Source organism: Helicobacter sp. MIT 03-1616, from assembly GCF_000765685.2.
In the GTDB taxonomy this organism is placed as follows: domain Bacteria; phylum Campylobacterota; class Campylobacteria; order Campylobacterales; family Helicobacteraceae; genus Helicobacter_C; species Helicobacter_C typhlonius.
In genome coordinates this window covers 175,991-193,593 of record NZ_JROY02000001.1, presented here as the reverse complement: position 1 = coordinate 193,593, position 17,603 = coordinate 175,991, and the positions used below count along the sequence as shown (strand labels likewise).

Genomic DNA, 17,603 nt, shown 5'->3' with positions numbered 1-17,603 from the left:
AAAGATTCTTCTATTTTTTCTACATAGGGGTTGGGGGGTAAAGAGATTTTTGTTTTCTATGGTCCATACAAAGTTGGTGCAAAGTCTCCTTTTGATGTGCCTGTGTTGGCATTGCTTTCAAACTGCCGCTTAAAGTCTTCTTGTCTTGCAAAGCCATGCCACGCTCTTTTTGAATCTTCGCTTGCTAAAAATTCCATAAAGCTAGAGCAGCCACATAGACTTATTAAGCTGTATATGATGAGAATATAGCGCATAGTTTGTCCTAGTTTAATCTAGGCTGATTCTATCTAAATAGCGTGAATATAGCAAGTAGCCACGAAATAGAAATGTTTTGCTACCTATCTGCCAAGTTGGACGATAAAAGTTTAAAGAATTTTTATCTATTGCCTTAAAGAAAATCAAATTTGCTATACTTTAAGCATTACCATTTTACATTAAAGGATAGCTTATGAAAATTACTTACACCCTTACAGATGAGTCTCCAGCTCTTGCAACCTACTCTTTTTTGCCTATTGTCAAAGCGTTTTTAGCACACGCAAATATTGAGGTAGCAACTTCAGATATTTCGCTCTCTGCTAGAATCTTGGCACAATTCCCTGAGCGACTTAAAAAAGACCAGCAAGTGGAAGATGCCCTCACGCTTTTAGGTGAGCTTGTAAAAGAGCCAAGCGCAAATCTCATCAAAACACCTAATATTTCTGCCTCAATTCCCCAACTCAAAGCGGCAATTAAAGAATTGCAAGGCAAAGGCTATGATGTGCCAAACTTCCCTGATGAGCCACAAAATGACGAGCAAAAAGCCATTAAAGAAAAATATCAAAAAGTGCTCGGCTCGGCTGTGAATCCTGTGCTTAGACAAGGCAATTCCGACCGCCGCAGCACAAACGCGGTGAAATCCTATGCGCAGAAAAATCCCTATCGTGTCGTGCCTTTTAGCAAGGACTGCAAAAGTCTTGTGAGCTATATGCGTGATGGCGATTTTTTTGATAATGAAAAAGCGGTTCTTATTGAATCTCCCACAACTGCTAAGATTATCTTTAAAGATTCTAGCGGGGAGAAGGTGCTAAAAGAGGGCTTGAAGCTTGAACAAAATGAGATTTTGGACGCGACATTTATGGATGTGGCAAAGCTTAGCGCATTTTATGAAGAGCAGATAGCAAATTGCAAAAGGGACAATATCCTTTTCTCACTGCATTTAAAAGCTACGATGATGAAAGTAAGCGACCCTGTGCTTTTTGGCTATGCGGTTAAGGCTTATTTTAAAGAAATTTTTGAATCTTTTGGCGATGAGCTTACAAAGCTTGGCGTGAATGCAAACAATGGCGTGAGTGAGCTTCTAAGCAAGATAGAATCTAGCCCGAAAAAGGCGGAGATTTTAGCTAAATATAATGAGATTTTAGAAAAAAGCGCAAAAATTTCTATGGTAAATTCCGACAAGGGCATTACGAATTTGCATATTCCTAGCGATGTTATCGTTGATGCTTCTATGCCTGCAATGCTCAAAAATGGCGCAAGATTGTGGGATAAAAATGGAGATGAATGCGATGCGAATGCTGTGATTCCGGATAAGACTTATGCGACAATTTATGAGGCTGTAATTGAGGATTTGCGCAAAAATGGCACACTTGAGCCTACAAAGCTAGGGAGTGTAAGCAATGTCGGGCTTATGGCAAAAAAGGCGCAAGAATATGGCTCACACGATAAAACTTTCATAGCTCCAAATGATGGCGAATTTGTAATTGTAGATGCTGCAGGAAAAGTGCTTCTCTCTCACAAGGTGCGTAAAAATAACATCTATCGTGCAAATCAAGCAAAATTTGATGCGGTGCAAAATTGGATTGATTTAGGCATTGAACGCGCTGATATTACGGGTGATAAGGCGATTTTCTGGCTAGATGAAAAAAGAGCAAGCAATAAAATTATGATTGATTTGGTGCAAAAGAGACTAAAAGAAAAGGGCAAAAACATTGAGATTCTCGCACCAAAAGAGGCGTGTTTAGAATCTTTGCGCCTTATAAGAGCGGGTAAAAATGCGATTTCTATTACAGGCAATGTATTGCGAGATTATCTTACTGACTTGTTCCCTATTTTGGAGCTTGGCACAAGTGCGAAAATGCTTTCTGTCGTGCCTATGCTTAATGGTGGTGCGATGTTTGAAACAGGTGCGGGCGGAAGTGCGCCAAAGCAAGTAGAACAACTCGTAGATGAAAACCACTTGCGCTGGGATAGCTTGGGCGAGTTTTTAGCACTTCAAGCAAGTTTAGAGTTCTACTCACAAAAGCAAAATAGTGCCAAGGCAAAAGTTCTAGCGGACGCGCTTGATAGCGCGATTGGCGAGTGGCTTAATAACAATAAAGCTCCTTCGCGCAAAGTCGGCGAAGATGACAACCGCACAAGCCATTTCTATTTAGCGATGTATTTTACAAGAGCTTTAGCAAATCAAGGCGCAGATTCTAGCGTTGCTGCATTTTTTAAACCAATCGCAGATGAGCTAGAATCTAAGCAAGATTCTATCCGTGCTGAATTTAATGGCGCGCAAGGTGCGAAAGTGGATTTAGGCGGGTATTATAAATTTGATGATAATAAAGCAAATGCGATTATGCGCCCAAGTAAAAGCTTTAATGCGATAATAGAGCAAATCGCAAGGGGTTAGCCACCCCTTAATAGTAAAGTTCTTATGAGCTAAAGAGATAAGTTAGAATCGTTACGCTTATAGCTAGTTTTAGATTCTAAACTCTCTTTGATATGAGCTTTAGTGATAGTAAAGGAGAGATGAGACATAAGGAATACTTTATGTTAGGGTGTATATAGAAAGTATAGGCAAGAATACCATAGCACTCCTCATCTTTTAATATAATTCTCGCCAAAAGGTGCAAGATACTCTAATCCACTTGTACGGATATAGCCCTCATAGAGTTTAAGTGTAGAGGGAGATTCTAAAAAGGTCACTAAAATAGCACAAAGTAATGCAGCAATATATTTTAAAATTTTACTTTAAGATTAAAAGGTAATAATATATTGCACAAGATGAAGTATATAAAAATTATTACACGAATTTTGATATATTTATATGCTATAAACAATAAAGCTAAATAAAGACAAGTTAAAATGCTCTCATATGCAAAAACATACTTTTGGATACATTTAGTTCTGTTTGTAGCAATCCCCATAAATTATCATTAAAAATGAGAGTTATATCACTGATAGCACAAAAACACAAATTAGCACACGATAAGCAAATAGCAAAGAATCTCCATTGAGGTTTAAACATAAAAATTAATAAAGGCACAAAAATTAAAGAAGCCCAAAGAATCACCGCATTATCAATCATCGCTTGGCTTCACATTGTTTTATCATATTAAAGTGAGTGTAGGAATATGTGTTTCATTTTTTATCCTTTGTATTTTTCTAAGCCTTAATATCAAGCAAATGGGTATTATCTGCGCTATAAATGGGGGTTTCGTCCTCTACAAAGGATTCCGCAGTGTTTTGAGAATCTTGCTCTTTTTCCTTTTGCTTTTCTTCAAACTCACGTTTCTTGCTCTCATCTTTTTCGGGGTCGACAGCCTCCACTTGCGGTGCTGGAGAGACTTCTTGCACAGCCTTTAATTTATCTACAAATTCTTGCATATTTGCATTGAGCGCAAAATCCACCTTTTGCATATTATTTGCGTGCTGAATCGAGCCAAGCTGGGAATTTTGGTTGATATAAGTAACATTTCCAATAGGGCTTAGTGCCATTTTTCCTCCTTCTATGCTCTTAAGATATTTCTTCAATATACAAGCTTAAGCAAGGATTATGCCAAGCCTAAGCTTATGCTGCATTTAGGCTTATTCAAGACTTTATGCTTCGCACTCCTGCTTGATAAACGCCAACAAAGATTCTATAATGTCGCTTTATTTTATACAAAGGAACAACAAATGCCAAAAGATTCCAATGGATCGGAACTCAATGCAGGTGATAGCGTGAGCGTGATTAAGGATTTAAAAATTAAGGGTGCAAGTAGCACCATAAAACGTGGCACGACTATCAAAAATATCCGTCTCACTCATAAAGATGATGAGGTTGAGGCAAAGGTGGATAAATGCGGCGTGGTGGTGCTTAAAACCTGCTTTTTGAAAAAGGTGTAAGTTGTGAGTAATGTAAAGAAGCTATATGCGCTCATTTTAGCCCTGCCGCTTTGTCTTGTCTTTATATTCAGTGGGTGTGAAGGCTCTCCACAAGAAAAAGAAGCAAAGGCACAAAAAGCGGCGATTGAGGGCTATATGCAGGGGCTTTTTGGTGACGATGTGCAAAAGTTTTTGCGCTATTCAAGTATTGGTTATTTTTTGCACACTTTGAGAGAAAGTCGAACGGCAAATCTCTTTGTGAGTGCAGAAAGCACGAGAGCTCAAATGGCAGGAGGCTTCAAAGGGTGGAGATTCTAAACATTACACCCCTAAAAAGCACATCTACCGAAGCAGAATCTACACAAGAGCCTCACTCAAGCCACGCTCAATCAAACCATCAAACACATCTCAATCAAGATTCCATTAATGAAGAGAAGGCAGTAAATGAAGCAGAGAAAGAAATGCCTCGGTCTATCGCGCAAGTGCGCATATACTTGGCAATGGCATAATGGAGGGTGAGATTGAGATTGTGAATTTGAAGCGAATGCGTGGATTGTTAATAGCAATTTAAGCCTCAAAGACGCTCCATTTATGCAAAATTTTTTTATGCGCTAGGCTGCTGGACTTTGTGCATAAAGATTCTAAAAACTCCACCGCAAAAGCCCGAACAAAAACTCACTATAAGTTAAAGTAGTGCGCATTTTAGAATCCTCTCAATGAGAATCCTCTAAAATCACCTCCCCCGAGCGAAACAAAAAACACCCTACCACTCGCGCAATAGCAGCTATAATAAGTTTGAAAAGATTTGTTATAAAAGCACTTATATCAAGGTTTGTTAGGGCTAAATCTCATCTTGAGATGTTATGCTTTTGGTGGAAAATATCGTAGGAGGCATAAACATAGCCCCGCACACAGGCACACAATAGCTATGCCACTAAATGCCTCAAAATAGCCAAATGGCTGACTTAAGTCCCATACACGCATACCCATAATCTCAAAGCCCATTTTCGCTCCTTAACATCATATTATGGCATTGATTGCGCACATTTTGTATTTGCAGTATTGCCTCCCCAGACATTCTCGCTTGTTGTGCAATAATAAGTTCTCCCTCTACATTCAGCTACATAACTATATGTTTCATTGACGAATCCATATCTATTCTTTTTAATAGTAATCTCTGAAGGTGCGCAACCTATGGAGCTAGAAGCCATATGGGCAAGACTTCCTTTAAACATACAGCCGACATTGCATAAAGCAACAAAACTTATAAATAAGACAACACCATATTTCATAAATGTTCCTCAGAAAAATTGCAGTATTCTAGCAGATTAAAGTTTAAAATTTTTACATCAAAAGCAAATAGTTCTGTGCTTTCTCTCGCTCAAGCGACATAAGATGATGAATTTTCTCTCCAATCTGCACCTGATATGCCCTGCCAGATTCAGTTTTGCCATAGCTTAGTGCAATGCGCCCAGCGAGAATCTTATCCTCCTCTCCTGCGTCCTTTTCCACAAGCCCAAGCGGTCCCACACAATCTAGCAATATGATTTGCTCCATTTGCGGATTGCTTTGCGCGAGTTTGGTATTCTCCTCCTCATTGCGTGCAATCACACATCTCGCACCATTTTCTAGCACAAGGTAGCGTCCCACTTTTACCATTTCTATATCTTCAAAGTGCATTTGACGATGCGAGGTTAAATCCTTAATCTTTAATGCCACAGAATCTTGAGTTAATAAACACCCACCGCCGGGCTTTTCAAAATATTTGAATCCATACTCTTTAATCATTTCAAGTTGTCGTGTGCGCCCTCTTCCGCTCACATCAAGCAGCTCCTCACGATTAACCCAGCCCATCTTTTCAGGGAAGCTTGGCTCTAAAAGCTTTGCACTCATTGGGCGCAAAAGCAGTTCATCAAGATATTGCGGTTTGCTTGTATCGCTGCCATCACGGCTTAAAATACTATCAAATTTAGAATCCGCCCCGATTTTACGCACAAGACTCCGCACCTGATCAAGGGCTTGTTTGCGCTGACTTTTTGGACGCTGTCCTAGCACCTCGCCGCTTATGACAAAATCCGCACCCACTTTCAGCAGATAATCAAACGCATTGCCAAACATATTAGCGTGGCAATCAATGCAGGGATTAAAATATTTACCATAACCATATTTTGGCTTGAAAAGCACATCATTGAAAAATTGTCGTTTGATGTCTAAGATTCTAAGCTCTACGGGGATTTGAGCGGTGGCATTGTGGAAATATTCAAGTTTGTCCTTGTTCCCGCCAAAGCCTATATCAAAGTGCAAGGCAATTACATCAATGCCTTGGTCTTTGAGGAGTTTCATAGAAATAAGGCTATCGCAGCCTCCGCTAAAAAGTGCTAATGCTAACATATGCGAGTAGTTCTCCTTGTTTTAATCGTAGGATTTTGTGTTTTATGTCTCTAATCATATCATTTTTGCGCATTAAACTTAGATTCTTAGTTTGTGGAATCTGCGCTAAAAGGCGCGTGTAGGCTTGAGCGATAAATAATCGCAAATGTTCTTTAAGGCTCTCCAAATCCGGAAGTGCTCTTATGCTCTCATTGAGGCTTATGCCTAGAATCTGGGGCTGTTCGTATTGTTTGTTGAGGATCAGCATAAAGGCTTCTTTGTGTGTGCCAAAAATTGACGAATCGATATATTCAATCGCAAAGTCAATCAGTTCGGGTTTTTCGATGAAAGATTTAAGCAATGTGAGTTCGGCAAAATCTTGGCTATTTGTGATGAGGTGTGATGATACAGCAGGGGTTTGTGTGCGATGAGTGTGTATGAGGCGTATAGGCACGGAGAGCAAACGAGCTAAAAGGGGCTTATACTCTTCCTGCAAAAGTGGGCTTAGTGTATGTAAAAATTGTGTAGATTCAGTGAGTGCTTTTTCTTTTTGCAGGGGATTTTCAAGTGCGTAACTTTGGGCAATATGGGTGAGGATAAACTCAATAAAGGGCATAGGGGCAGCAAAAATCTCACTCAATTCATTAATTTGTTTATTGGCAACCATATCAGCTGGGTCTGCTCCGTCTCTAAAAATCACTACGCCACCCTCATAACTTTCTTTAGCAAGCATTTGCGCGGCTTTAAAGGCGGCATTTATCCCGGCTTTGTCTCCATCGTAGCTTAAAATGACTTTTGGTTCTCCTTTACGCAAAAGCGGCAAATGCTCTTTAGTTAGGGCTGTGCCAAGTGTCGCCACAGCGTAATCAAACCCGGCTTGATGAAGCATAATCACATCAAGATAGCCCTCACATACAATGATTTTTTTTTGTTTATAGATTTTGTCTTTTGCGATGTAGTAGCCATAAAGAAGTTGCGATTTATTGAAAACCTTGCTTTGGGGGGAGTTGATGTACTTTGCATTTGCATTGTTCATTGTGCGTCCGCCAAAACCCACAACCTTACCACTCGGGGAGTGAATGGGAAAGATAATTCTATCGCTAAATCGCGCATATTCTCGTCCATTGTCCCGCCCAATCACACCTAATTCGAGGCATTCTTCTTTGTTGAGTGCATTTTGACGAATAAAATTTAGACTTTCAAAGCTTGGTCCGCAATAGCCTAAGCGGAATTTTTCGACACTTGCATTTGCCACTTGGCGCGAAGCGAGATAATCAAGTGAGGGTTTGTGAGAGAGAAGATTCTTTTGATAAAAGCGCATCATCTCATCAAGCACGATAGAATCAGGCTTTTTTTCATAGCTCTTTTCCCACTCGAGCGTGAAGCTACTTATTGCGGCGATTTTCTCCACACTCTCTATAAAACTTAGTTTTTCATACTCCATAAGGAAGCTAATCGCATCGCCACCCACGCCACAACCATAGCAATGATAATATCCTTTCGCCTCACTCACAACAAAGCTTGGCGTTTTTTCGTTATGAAAGGGACAACACGCAATATAGTTGTTCCCCACTTTTTTAAGCTCCACATACGCACCGATAATCTCAATGATATTAATGTGTTGCTTGAGCTGCTCTATGGAGTGTTTGCTAATCATCAGTAGTGAGCCTTTTTTTGACTTTAAGATTCCAGATTCTGCACCATTTGCGTAAATTATGGCTATAAAATCTGCGATTTTATAGCCGCCACAATCTTGTCGCATAGGTTTTGGTATAAGTTCGTAAAACTAATTATAGAGGGCGAATTCTACATAAGTAAAGCTTAGTTTCTCTATATGTTACGATAGATTTTAAAAGTTTATAGAATCTAGCCTATATAAATTTAGTTTATTAGACTAAAGTTTATTTATAAATTAACTATAAAGTATTGACTTGTTTAACAAAAATATATAGAATTCTCGCACTTCAAAAATTAAGTGCTAATTTTTGATTGATTCATCATATTTTCACAAAGGAGACCCTATGAAATTTAGACCTCTAGGCGAGAGAGTTCTTGTAGAGCGCGTTGAGGAAGATACTAAAACAAGTTCAGGTATTATTATCCCCGATAATGCAAAAGAAAAGCCTCTCGTGGGTGTTATAAAAGCAGTAAGCGCGAAAATCAAAGAAGATAAGGTGCTGAAAGAAAATGACAAAGTCGTATTTGGCAAATATAAGGGTGCAGAAATCAAGCTAGATTCTAAAGAATACATAGTTTTAGAGCTAGATGATATTTTGGGCGTTCTTGAGAAATAAATTATATTAAAGGAGTGAGAAATGGCAAGCAAAGAGATTCAATTTTCGGATAATGCACGAAACAAATTGTATGAGGGTATCAAGCAACTAAATGACGCGGTAAAGGTAACAATGGGACCAAAGGGGCGCAATGTTCTTATTCAAAAAAGCTATGGTGCACCGACTATCACAAAAGATGGCGTATCTGTGGCAAAAGAGATTGAGTTAGCCGACCCTATCGCAAATATGGGCGCACAGCTTGTAAAAGAAGTCGCAAGCAAAACCGCTGATGCTGCAGGTGATGGCACAACGACAGCCACCGTTTTGGCACATAGCATTTTCAAAGAGGGCTTACGCAATATTACAGCTGGAGCAAATCCCATTGAGGTTAAGCGCGGTATGGATAAAGCAAGTGAAGCGATTATCGCGGAGCTTAAAAAAGCAAGTAAGAAAGTTGGTGGTAAGGGTGAAATTGCACAAGTAGCGACTATTTCGGCAAACTCTGATGTAAAAGTAGGCGAATTGATTGCTGAAGCTATGGATAAAGTAGGCAAAGACGGCGTTATCACTGTGGAAGAAGCAAAGGGTATCAATGATGAGCTAAGTGTGGTTGAGGGTATGCAATTTGATAGAGGCTACCTCTCTGCATATTTTGTAACAAACACTGACAAAATGGTCGCGCAGCTTGAGAATCCTTATGTGCTTTTGACTGATAAGAAAATTTCAAATATGAAAGAAATTCTGCCCCTACTTGAAGCGACTATGCAAAGTGGCAAACCGCTTTTAATTATTGCTGAAGACATTGAGGGTGAAGCTTTGACAACTTTGGTTGTAAATAAATTGCGAGGCGTATTGAATGTATCTGCTGTGAAAGCTCCGGGCTTTGGCGATAGAAGAAAAGCAATGCTTCAAGACATCGCTATCCTCACAGGCGGACAAGTGATTAGTGAGGAGCTTGGCAAAACTTTAGAGGCGGCTACTTTGGCGGATTTGGGAAGTGCTGCTCGTGTAGTGATTGATAAGGATAATACAACAATCGTAGATGGCAAGGGCAAGGCTACAGAGGTAAAAAACAGAATCGCCCAAATCAAAACAGAGATTGAAAACACTACAAGCGATTATGACAGAGAAAAATTGCAAGAGAGACTAGCTAAGCTTAGCGGTGGAGTAGCAGTTATCAAAGTAGGTGCTGCAACTGAAGTAGAGATGAAAGAAAAGAAAGACCGCGTAGATGATGCGCTTTCTGCTACAAAGGCAGCAGTTGATGAAGGCATCGTAATCGGTGGTGGTTCTGCGCTTATTCGTGCTTCGCAAAAAGTAAAATTAAACCTTAGTGGCGATGAAGCCATTGGCTATGACATTATCAAGCGCGCCATTAGAGCTCCTTTGGCACAAATTGCTACAAATGCTGGATATGATGCGGGTGTGGTGGTAAATGAAGTCGAAAAAGGCACAAAAGATACAGGATTCAATGCTGCGAGTGGTGAATATGTGGATATGTTTAAAGCAGGTATTATTGACCCACTTAAGGTTACTCGTATTGCGTTGCAAAATGCGGTATCAGTTTCAAGTATGCTTTTAACAACTGAAGCAACAATCAATGAAATCAAAGAAGATAAACCAGCTCCAGCAATGCCTGATATGGGTGGAATGGGCGGTATGGGTGGAATGATGTAACAAACAAGCCCTATCTCACATTCTTAGCAATTCTATCCCTTGAGATAGGGATAGAATCCGCAGTATTAAACTACACGCGTAAATAAAAGCCTTAACTCATATTGCATAATTCTCCCTATACAATACTCTAATTACCCCTATTTTGTCTAACTTTTTAAGTTTCTACACTAAAAAGTCCCCTTTTTTCGTTAAGTTCTTTGCAGTGTGGTGCGTGAAGAGGTGCTATATCAATATTCGCCTTTTTGGCTTGGATTCTTTGGAGGTGTTTTGGAATCTTATAGAGTTTGCCATCTTTTAAAAACATCGCACCTGTTTGGTGGAAGTGAAATTTAATACCCGCTTCATAGGCTTGTTTTCTTAAACTTAGCACCCATTTATAATCACATATTCTTGCCTTATAGCCGCTTTCTCCTCCCGCAGAGATAAGTTCTATATTGGCAAGATAAGATTCTATATGAATCTCCTCTAATAGTGGCGCACAAATTACCCAGCGATGTTTGATGGGCAAAGCGCATAAAAGAGGGATTCTCTGCTTGGCGTGTTTTTGGTTTTCTGCACTCACACCTATGATCACATTTTCATATCCATTGCCCCAGTCCCTCGGCAACACAGATTGTAATCGCTCAATGCGTTTAGTGAAAAATACAAAATGCACATTTCTGCGAATACGCATAATCTCCCACGCTCTATTTCGCCATTCATCAGCTTGTGGAAGCAAAAAATCGCTACTTAAACAAGTATATACTAATGTATTATCAGGTATGTGATATTCGCCATTTCTGCGCTTTTTGAGAGGATATTCAAAGTTTTTATTGAGGCAAATGTGTTTTGTATCTCGTTTATGGATAGAATCAATGCTATAAATAAAGCAGTTTTTGCAACCCTCACTTATCTTAAAGCAGCCGTGCCAAGGATTCCACGAGGCAGAGTGATAATTCTCCATAATATTCCTTAAACCAAAATGTATAAGATTCCATACATTAGCACGATAACTCGGACAAATAGGCAAAATAGAATCTACGCCATTAAGCTTATCTGCACAAGTATTTGGGTTTTACCCTGTGTTGCGAATGCCTTGCGCAATACCTACAATTGTGGCGTGGATTTGCTCTAGGATTCTGTCCTTTGCTTTCTCGTATGGGGAACTTTGATATTGCTTGATAAGCTCGATTTGCGTGAGGTTAAGCACACTCAAATAGGGCTTACGCAAGAGGATAGATTCGCGAATTGCCATTTCAGAATCTAGTAGCCTATGCTCTCCACGCAAATACAAAAGATTTTCAAGTGTGAGATTATATTGACTATAAATGCACTCCCAAATGCGCTCCCGCACCGCTTTATCTGCTACAAATGCGCTATAAAGCTTGGCAATGTCTAAATCCACTTTAAGCATAGCCTGTGAGATATTATCAATGGTAGTTTTGAAAAATAAAGACAGCTCATAGCAATCTTTAAGCGCATTTTTATCCACACGACTTAAGCCACTGCCTAGCCCATACCACGCAGGGATAATGGCGCGATTTTGCGTCCAGGCAAATACCCACGGAATTGCGCGTAAATCCTCTACTTTTTGCGAATCTTTGCGTTTGCTCGGGCGTGAGCCGAGATTAAGATTTTGTATAAAAGCTATGGGTGTTGCCATTTTAAAATAGCTCATAAAGCCCTTGTCTTCATAGACTAATGCGCGGTAGCTTTCAAATGAGCCAATAGATACAGGCTCAAGCAATGCCATAATATGCGCATCACTCTCACACGCGCCATTCATACAAAAAGTATCCGCCACACTCTTTTTGAGTAAAGCACCTAATGTGCTTGAAAAATTCTTTGTAGCAATGTGTTTATTGAGGTATTTTGCGCTTATCATTTCGCCCTGTTCGGTTGTCTTAAGCGTGTTATGCACACTTTTTGGTGCAGACGAGAGGAGTGCTTCTTCTAGGCTTCCTCCGCCACGAGACACGCTTCCGCCTCGTCCGTGAAAAAAGCTAATGCTAATGCCTAGTTCATCTTGCAAATGCGTAAGGCTCGTAATGGCGCGGTGGAGGTTGTAATTACTCGCAAAAATCCCCCCGTCCTTGCTTGAATCCGAATAGCCCACCATAACTTCTTGCGTGTTATTATTGTCATAGAGATATTGCCTATAATGCGCATTTGTGTGTAGTATGCGGATAATGTTTTTTGCCCTCTGCAAATCATCTATGGTCTCAAAAAGTGGTGTAATAGAAATATACGCCTTGCCGCTTTTAGCCTCTTGTTGCTTTCCTGCTTTCCACAATCCGCTTTGTTTGGCAAACCACAGCACACAGAGCAAATCACTTGCTTGTGTGCTCATAGAGACGATAAAGCTTTGCAAAATATGCCTAGAGATGTGTTTTCTTGCCCATTGTATGCGTAAAAATGCTCCTACAAGCCGCTGCGACTGCGCACTTAGCTGTTGAATAATAATATTTAAATCATATTTTTTATTCAAGGCGAGGTTGAGAATCTCGCACTTTTTGTTTTCATTCAAGTCTTTAAAGTCGCTATCACTTAAGCCTAGTAGGCAAAAAATCTCGCTAATCGTGTTTAATACCACATCTCTATGCTCCCTAAAGTCAAGGCGCAATAAATGAAATCCTCCCAAAAGCACCAAATGGCGAAATTCTTTCAGCCCTTGTGCAGAGAGAGGGTCTAAAGATTCCATAAGCAAATCAATATCATCTAAAAGTTCTTTAGAATCTGCGTAAGTGAAGTCAATATTATCCGGCGCATTAATGGCTATGAGGCGATTTTGTAGTTTTTTGCGCATAAGGTAGAGCTTGGCGCGAAAAGGCTCTTTTGCAAAGAGTGTTGCCTCGCTACTAGGAAGTTCGTGTATTTGGTTTTGGATAGAGAGCATAAGTGCGCGTGAGGGCTTGACAAAGTCAATTGAGAGCGAGAGTTCGCGTATAAGCCTATCGCACTTGCTAATGTAGGATTCAATAATCGCCTTATGCGCAATTTTCATTACTTTTGTGAGTATCTCATTACTTACATAGGGGTTACCATCTCTATCGCCTCCTACCCAGCTTCCTAAGGTAATAGGAGAGGCTTCTAGCGGTTTATCAAGCAAGTTTTGTATGTATGTAAGCACCTGTGCGGCAGATTCTAAAACGGAACTTTCAATGATATAAAGTAAATTATCAAGTTCATAGAGAATCTCCATTTTTTCACTACGCACCAAATGTGTTTGCCAGAGGAGTTTTAGCCGACAGAGGAGCTGATTTTTTGCTTTTTCGTCATTGTATGCGAAAATATCCTTGATGTTTTCGCTCATTTGATGATGTGCCTCTAGGAATGTGCGGCGGCGAGATTCTGTGGGGTGAGCGGTAAAGACAGGATAGAATCTTAAATGCTCCAAAACTTCTAGTATTTCAGGCATTTCATAACCCTCTTTGTTAAGCTCTTGCAGGGCTTGAGAGAGTTTATTTGCCTCTGTGTTGCCACTGATATTGAGCTCCTCGATGATATTAAGGAGCATATGATAGAGGGTAAAAGCCTTTATTATCGGCAGTATTTTGTTTTGCTCTTTGAGTGTGGAGAGTGTGGATAGAAGCGTTTTATTATCTTGCTTTTCGATGGATTCTTTTATCGTTATAAAGGTATTTTTTAGCTCACAATCAATCGTTTGGAGCAAACTCGTAATGCTTTCAAAGACAAATTCAATCTGCGAGGGTTGAAGCAGGGCGGAGCTAGTAGATGGGACTTTAGAGTCTTTATGTGAGTTTTTTGGCATAGGTGTCCTTTGTATCTTTTAAAGATGATTGAGTGTTTTTGCGTAGATTCTTATAATTAATTCTAGAATTAATTATAACTAAGTTTGTTTTAACTATAATCCAAGTTTTATTTTAACAAGAGTGCGGACGCCTCGAAAGGAAAGTAAATGGCATTACAAGTGTATTACGACAAAGATTGTGATTTAGGGCTTATTCAAAAGAAAAAGGTTGCCGTGATTGGCTTTGGAAGTCAAGGACACGCACACGCAGAAAACTTGCGAGATTCTGGCGTTGAGGTGATTATCGGGCTATATCGTGGCGGCTCTAGCTGGAGCAAGGCTGAAGCAAAGGGCTTTAAGGTGCTTGAAGTGAGTGAGGCGACAAAAGCGGCTGATGTGATTATGATTTTAATCCCCGATGAGTTGCAAGCTGATGTATTTGCAAAGGATATTTTGCCTTCTTTAAGCGAGGATAAAATCATTGCATTTGGACACGGATTCAATATCCATTTTGGGCAAATCAAAGTTCCCAAAGGCGTGGGCGTGATTATGGTCGCACCAAAAGCCCCGGGTCATACCGTTCGCAGTGAGTTTGTCAAAGGTGGCGGAATCCCCGATTTAATCGCAGTAGAGCAAGATACAAGCAGAGGCGATGCTAAAGCCATTGCGCTAAGCTATGCAAGTGCGATTGGTGGCGGACGCAGTGGAATCATTGAAACAACTTTCAAAGATGAAACAGAAACAGACTTATTTGGCGAACAAGCGGTGCTTTGTGGCGGGGTTACAAGCCTTGTAAAAGCTGGATTTGAAACTTTGGTCGATGCAGGGTATCCTGAAGAAATGGCGTATTTTGAATGCTTGCACGAGCTAAAGCTCATTGTGGATTTGATTTATGAGGGAGGACTAGCTAATATGCGCTATTCTATCTCAAACACTGCAGAATATGGCGATATGGTTAGCGGTCCGCGCGTGATTAATGCAGAATCTAAAAAGGCGATGAAAGAAATTCTTAAAGACATTCAAGAGGGGCGATTTGCTAAAGACTTTATTTTAGAGCGCAAAGCAGGATATGCAAGAATGAATGCAGAGCGCAAGAATCTTGCTCAACATAAAATTGAACAAGTAGGTGGGAGATTAAGGACGATGATGCCTTGGATTGGCGCAAATAAATTGGTGGATAAGGATAAGAATTAGTGGGCATTAGAATCTGTCCTCTTCTGCAAGACTGCTAAAAAAGGGGGTAGATTCTAAATAAACTCGCCCCTTAGCCAAAATCAAACAAAACGCAAAAGTGCAAAGGCATAAAATGGCACAAACTCCGCAATATCCCTATGAATCCTCCCTCACACCTCGAAACGATAAGACATATCTTGGCTATGGCACGAGTGTGCGTGGCAATAAAACACGTTTTAGCTCACGCAAAGAAAGTGCGCATAGCTTGCATACGAGGCAAAGGAGCAAGGAAAGTGCCAAATCGCATTTTGCAAACCTCAAAGTTTCACTACAAGATGTGCTTAAAGCCGCGCAAAAAGAACAATTTGTGTTAAAAGTTTCGATGTTTAGTGCGCTTATACTTGCTATTTTTGGTATCGGCTTTGGGATTTATGTCAAGTCTATGGCGGTTATTTTTGATGGTTTTGTGGCTCTTATTAGTGTGGGATTAGGTGCGTTAAGCGTGGTTACCTCGCGCTATATCTACAAAGAGGACGATGATATTTTTCAGTATGGCTATGTGCGCTTTGAACCAATGGTTAATCTCTTTAAGTCCCTCGTGCTCGTCTTTGTGTGTGTTTATGCCTTTATCAATGCGATTCAAAGTATTGTCAATGGTGGCTATGAGGTGGAGCTGGGCGGCGCAGTGCTTTATAGCTTGTGTGCCTTTGCGTTTTGTGGTGTGCTGTTTGTCTATACGCTCCTTTACACGAGGATTCTAGAATCTGATTTGATTAAGGTTGATAATACCGAGTGGAAAATTGATTGTGTGTTGTATTTGGGCGCATTGGTGGCATTTGGGGCGATATATATGCTGCCTCATTTTGGCTTTGATACGCATTCAAGCACATTTGCGCGCTACATCGACCCTGCGCTTTTGGCTATTTTGTCCTTGCTTTTGTGTGTTTCGCCTGTTCGCATTGCCATAGCGAATTTTAAAGATTTGGTTATGGTCGCGCCCCCCGAGATTGATGAGAAAATCACGCAGATTATGGAATCTTTGAGTGCGGAATTTGGCTTTAGCGACTACGATACGCACGTGGCAAAATCAGGCAGATTCTATATGGTAGAGGTGAATATCCTCACCCACGAGCATTTTAAACCTGTGAGTATGCAGGAGTTTGATAGCATTCGTGAGCGCATAGAAAAAGCCCTTGAGATACCAAGCTACAAGATTTGGCTTTCTGTCAGTTGGACAGCAAATCCAAAGTGGCTTTAGAATCTAATGCAAAATCTCATTGCTGTGGATACTAGAATGCAAAGCTTTATTGATGCTATCGTGCTTTTAAGCACATCTATTACCGATAGGGAGCTACAAAAACAGATTCTCAAACATTATTTGCGACTCGTGGAGCTTGAGATTGCGAGTTTTTGCAATCGCACTTGTTATTTTTGCCCAAATGCTCATATAGATAGAAAGAGCACGAGCACAGAGCTAGATGAGGCGGTTTTTTTGAAGATTCTTAATAATCTTGCAGAGATTGAATATAGTAAGGACATTAGCTTTCATCGATTCAACGAGCCTTTAGCAAACAAAGAGCTTATACTTAAACGTGTAAGACAAACTCGACAAAAATTACCAAAGGCAAAGTTGAATATTTTTACAAATGGTGATTATGTTTCAAAATCATATTTAGAGGAGCTAAGGGACGCAGGGATAAATTGGATACTTATGTCCTACTACCCTACGCAAAAGCATTTTGATAGGGAGCAGATTCTTAAAGCTATGCAAAAGATGCAACAAAAATTAGGCTTAGAATCTAAGCTTGTGTGGGATAAGAAACAAGAATACCGCATATCTTTTGTAATGGAGGGGTTAGAGCTATACTATCGTGCTAGGAATCCAAATGCAATGGGCTCATCACGAGGTGGTTCGGTAGATTTAATGAAAAACTCCCAATCTACCCAATCAGGCTGCTTTCAAAGTGCGATGAGTTTTTATGTGGATTATAATGGGCTTGTGATGCCCTGCTGCAATACAAGGAGCGATGAGAAAGGGCACGAGCCATTTATTATAGGTGATTGTAAAAAGCAAGATATGTTTGAGATATTTTTCTCCCACAAGTGTGTGAATCTCCGCCGAGAGTTGTTTGCCAATACTGCTTCTTCGCACAATGAATATATACGCAAAATTTGCGCAGATTGTGAGCAGGGCTATCGGTGGAAAGAAATATTTTTTGAAAAATCGTTAGAGCCTGTGGGTTTATAGAATCTAGACTGATTGCATATTT

Annotated in this window: 16 protein-coding genes and 1 pseudogene; 9 read left to right on the top strand and 8 right to left on the bottom strand. The window is 40.2% G+C overall.

The genetic code is table 11. The features are described from left to right. Positions 1–56: 56 nt before the first annotated feature. Entirely contained in the window at positions 57–254 is a 198-nt protein-coding gene (locus LS67_RS00975) for a hypothetical protein (RefSeq protein WP_034325416.1), read from the bottom strand. 194 nt (positions 255–448) lie between these two features. Here LS67_RS00975 and LS67_RS00970 point away from each other — a divergent pair, with 194 nt between their 5' ends. After that, positions 449–2,653 carry an NADP-dependent isocitrate dehydrogenase gene (locus LS67_RS00970; protein WP_034325415.1) on the top strand — a complete coding sequence of 735 codons (2,205 nt, stop codon included), beginning with the start codon at positions 449–451 and terminating at the stop codon, positions 2,651–2,653. 755 nt (positions 2,654–3,408) lie between these two features. Here the strand turns inward: LS67_RS00970 and LS67_RS00965 are convergent. After that, entirely contained in the window at positions 3,409–3,741 is a 333-nt protein-coding gene (locus LS67_RS00965; protein WP_034325413.1) for a hypothetical protein, read from the bottom strand. Positions 3,742–3,921: 180 nt separating this feature from the next. Between LS67_RS00965 and LS67_RS00960 the strand changes: the two genes are divergently transcribed. Genes LS67_RS00960 through LS67_RS00950 form a run of 3 tightly spaced genes read left to right on the top strand, consistent with a single transcriptional unit; the run spans position 3,922 to position 4,619 of the window. Then, entirely contained in the window at positions 3,922–4,131 is a 210-nt protein-coding gene (locus tag LS67_RS00960) for an alkylphosphonate utilization protein (RefSeq protein WP_034325447.1), read from the top strand. Positions 4,132–4,134: 3 nt separating this feature from the next. Continuing rightward, positions 4,135–4,428, top strand: a complete 294-nt coding sequence (locus LS67_RS00955) for a hypothetical protein (protein WP_052099802.1) — start codon at positions 4,135–4,137, stop codon at positions 4,426–4,428. Then, positions 4,416–4,619: a hypothetical protein gene (locus LS67_RS00950; RefSeq protein ID WP_052082114.1), complete on the top strand. Its 204-nt coding sequence runs from the start codon at positions 4,416–4,418 to the stop codon at positions 4,617–4,619. Before LS67_RS00955 ends, LS67_RS00950 begins: the two co-directional genes overlap by 13 nt. Positions 4,620–4,971: 352 nt before the next feature. On the opposite strand, the gene LS67_RS09740 is transcribed toward LS67_RS00950, so the two are convergent. Genes LS67_RS09740 through dnaG form a run of 4 tightly spaced genes read right to left on the bottom strand, consistent with a single transcriptional unit; the run spans position 4,972 to position 8,242 of the window. After that, positions 4,972–5,115 (bottom strand): hypothetical protein, encoded by a 144-nt coding sequence (locus LS67_RS09740; RefSeq protein WP_162845532.1) that lies wholly within the window; start codon positions 5,113–5,115, stop codon positions 4,972–4,974. 20 nt (positions 5,116–5,135) lie between these two features. After that, positions 5,136–5,402, bottom strand: coding sequence for a hypothetical protein (locus LS67_RS00945; protein WP_034325411.1), 267 nt, complete (start codon positions 5,400–5,402; stop codon positions 5,136–5,138). 52 nt (positions 5,403–5,454) lie between these two features. Continuing rightward, complete coding sequence (locus LS67_RS00940) at positions 5,455–6,501, bottom strand: 7-cyano-7-deazaguanine synthase (protein WP_138109511.1); 1,047 nt, start codon at positions 6,499–6,501, stop codon at positions 5,455–5,457. Next, complete coding sequence (dnaG, locus tag LS67_RS00935; RefSeq protein WP_231944788.1) at positions 6,479–8,242, bottom strand: DNA primase; 1,764 nt, start codon at positions 8,240–8,242, stop codon at positions 6,479–6,481. The genes LS67_RS00940 and dnaG overlap by 23 nt, the downstream gene beginning before the upstream one ends. A gap of 259 nt (positions 8,243–8,501) precedes the next feature. On the opposite strand from dnaG, the pseudogene groES reads away from it, so the two are divergent. Further along, positions 8,502–8,765, top strand: a pseudogene (groES, locus tag LS67_RS00930) (co-chaperone GroES); the annotation flags it as partial. A 30-nt stretch (positions 8,766–8,795) separates the two neighbouring features. Further along, positions 8,796–10,430 carry a chaperonin GroEL gene (gene groL / locus LS67_RS00925; RefSeq protein ID WP_034325408.1) on the top strand — a complete coding sequence of 545 codons (1,635 nt, stop codon included), beginning with the start codon at positions 8,796–8,798 and terminating at the stop codon, positions 10,428–10,430. Between the two features lie 154 nt (positions 10,431–10,584). On the opposite strand, the gene LS67_RS00920 is transcribed toward groL, so the two are convergent. Beyond that, complete coding sequence (locus LS67_RS00920; protein ID WP_052082043.1) at positions 10,585–11,373, bottom strand: DUF5131 family protein; 789 nt, start codon at positions 11,371–11,373, stop codon at positions 10,585–10,587. 111 nt (positions 11,374–11,484) lie between these two features. After that, complete coding sequence (locus tag LS67_RS00915; RefSeq protein WP_081953891.1) at positions 11,485–14,181, bottom strand: phosphoenolpyruvate carboxylase; 2,697 nt, start codon at positions 14,179–14,181, stop codon at positions 11,485–11,487. Between the two features lie 147 nt (positions 14,182–14,328). Between LS67_RS00915 and ilvC the strand changes: the two genes are divergently transcribed. From ilvC to LS67_RS00900, 3 genes are all read left to right on the top strand, one after another. Continuing rightward, positions 14,329–15,354 carry a ketol-acid reductoisomerase gene (gene ilvC / locus LS67_RS00910; protein WP_034325407.1) on the top strand — a complete coding sequence of 342 codons (1,026 nt, stop codon included), beginning with the start codon at positions 14,329–14,331 and terminating at the stop codon, positions 15,352–15,354. 112 nt (positions 15,355–15,466) lie between these two features. After that, the gene (locus tag LS67_RS00905) at positions 15,467–16,591 is read left to right on the top strand and encodes a cation diffusion facilitator family transporter (protein ID WP_052082044.1); all 1,125 of its coding nucleotides are present in this window, start codon (positions 15,467–15,469) and stop codon (positions 16,589–16,591) included. 6 nt (positions 16,592–16,597) lie between these two features. Beyond that, positions 16,598–17,581, top strand: a complete 984-nt coding sequence (locus tag LS67_RS00900) for a radical SAM/SPASM domain-containing protein (RefSeq protein ID WP_052082045.1) — start codon at positions 16,598–16,600, stop codon at positions 17,579–17,581. The last annotated feature ends 22 nt before the right edge of the window (positions 17,582–17,603 follow it).

Coding starts and splice junctions, on each gene's coding strand:
- LS67_RS00900 (WP_052082045.1), top strand. CDS start 16,598: ATGCAAAATCTCATTGCTGTGGATACTAGAATGCAAAGCTTTATTGAT.
- LS67_RS00975 (WP_034325416.1), bottom strand. CDS start 254: ATGCGCTATATTCTCATCATATACAGCTTAATAAGTCTATGTGGCTGC.
- LS67_RS00945 (WP_034325411.1), bottom strand. CDS start 5,402: ATGAAATATGGTGTTGTCTTATTTATAAGTTTTGTTGCTTTATGCAAT.
- LS67_RS00970 (WP_034325415.1), top strand. CDS start 449: ATGAAAATTACTTACACCCTTACAGATGAGTCTCCAGCTCTTGCAACC.
- ilvC (WP_034325407.1), top strand. CDS start 14,329: ATGGCATTACAAGTGTATTACGACAAAGATTGTGATTTAGGGCTTATT.
- LS67_RS00920 (WP_052082043.1), bottom strand. CDS start 11,373: ATGGAGAATTATCACTCTGCCTCGTGGAATCCTTGGCACGGCTGCTTT.
- LS67_RS00905 (WP_052082044.1), top strand. CDS start 15,467: ATGGCACAAACTCCGCAATATCCCTATGAATCCTCCCTCACACCTCGA.
- groL (WP_034325408.1), top strand. CDS start 8,796: ATGGCAAGCAAAGAGATTCAATTTTCGGATAATGCACGAAACAAATTG.
- LS67_RS00940 (WP_138109511.1), bottom strand. CDS start 6,501: ATGTTAGCATTAGCACTTTTTAGCGGAGGCTGCGATAGCCTTATTTCT.
- LS67_RS00915 (WP_081953891.1), bottom strand. CDS start 14,181: ATGCCAAAAAACTCACATAAAGACTCTAAAGTCCCATCTACTAGCTCC.
- dnaG (WP_231944788.1), bottom strand. CDS start 8,242: ATGCGACAAGATTGTGGCGGCTATAAAATCGCAGATTTTATAGCCATA.
- LS67_RS00960 (WP_034325447.1), top strand. CDS start 3,922: ATGCCAAAAGATTCCAATGGATCGGAACTCAATGCAGGTGATAGCGTG.
- LS67_RS09740 (WP_162845532.1), bottom strand. CDS start 5,115: ATGGGCTTTGAGATTATGGGTATGCGTGTATGGGACTTAAGTCAGCCA.
- LS67_RS00965 (WP_034325413.1), bottom strand. CDS start 3,741: ATGGCACTAAGCCCTATTGGAAATGTTACTTATATCAACCAAAATTCC.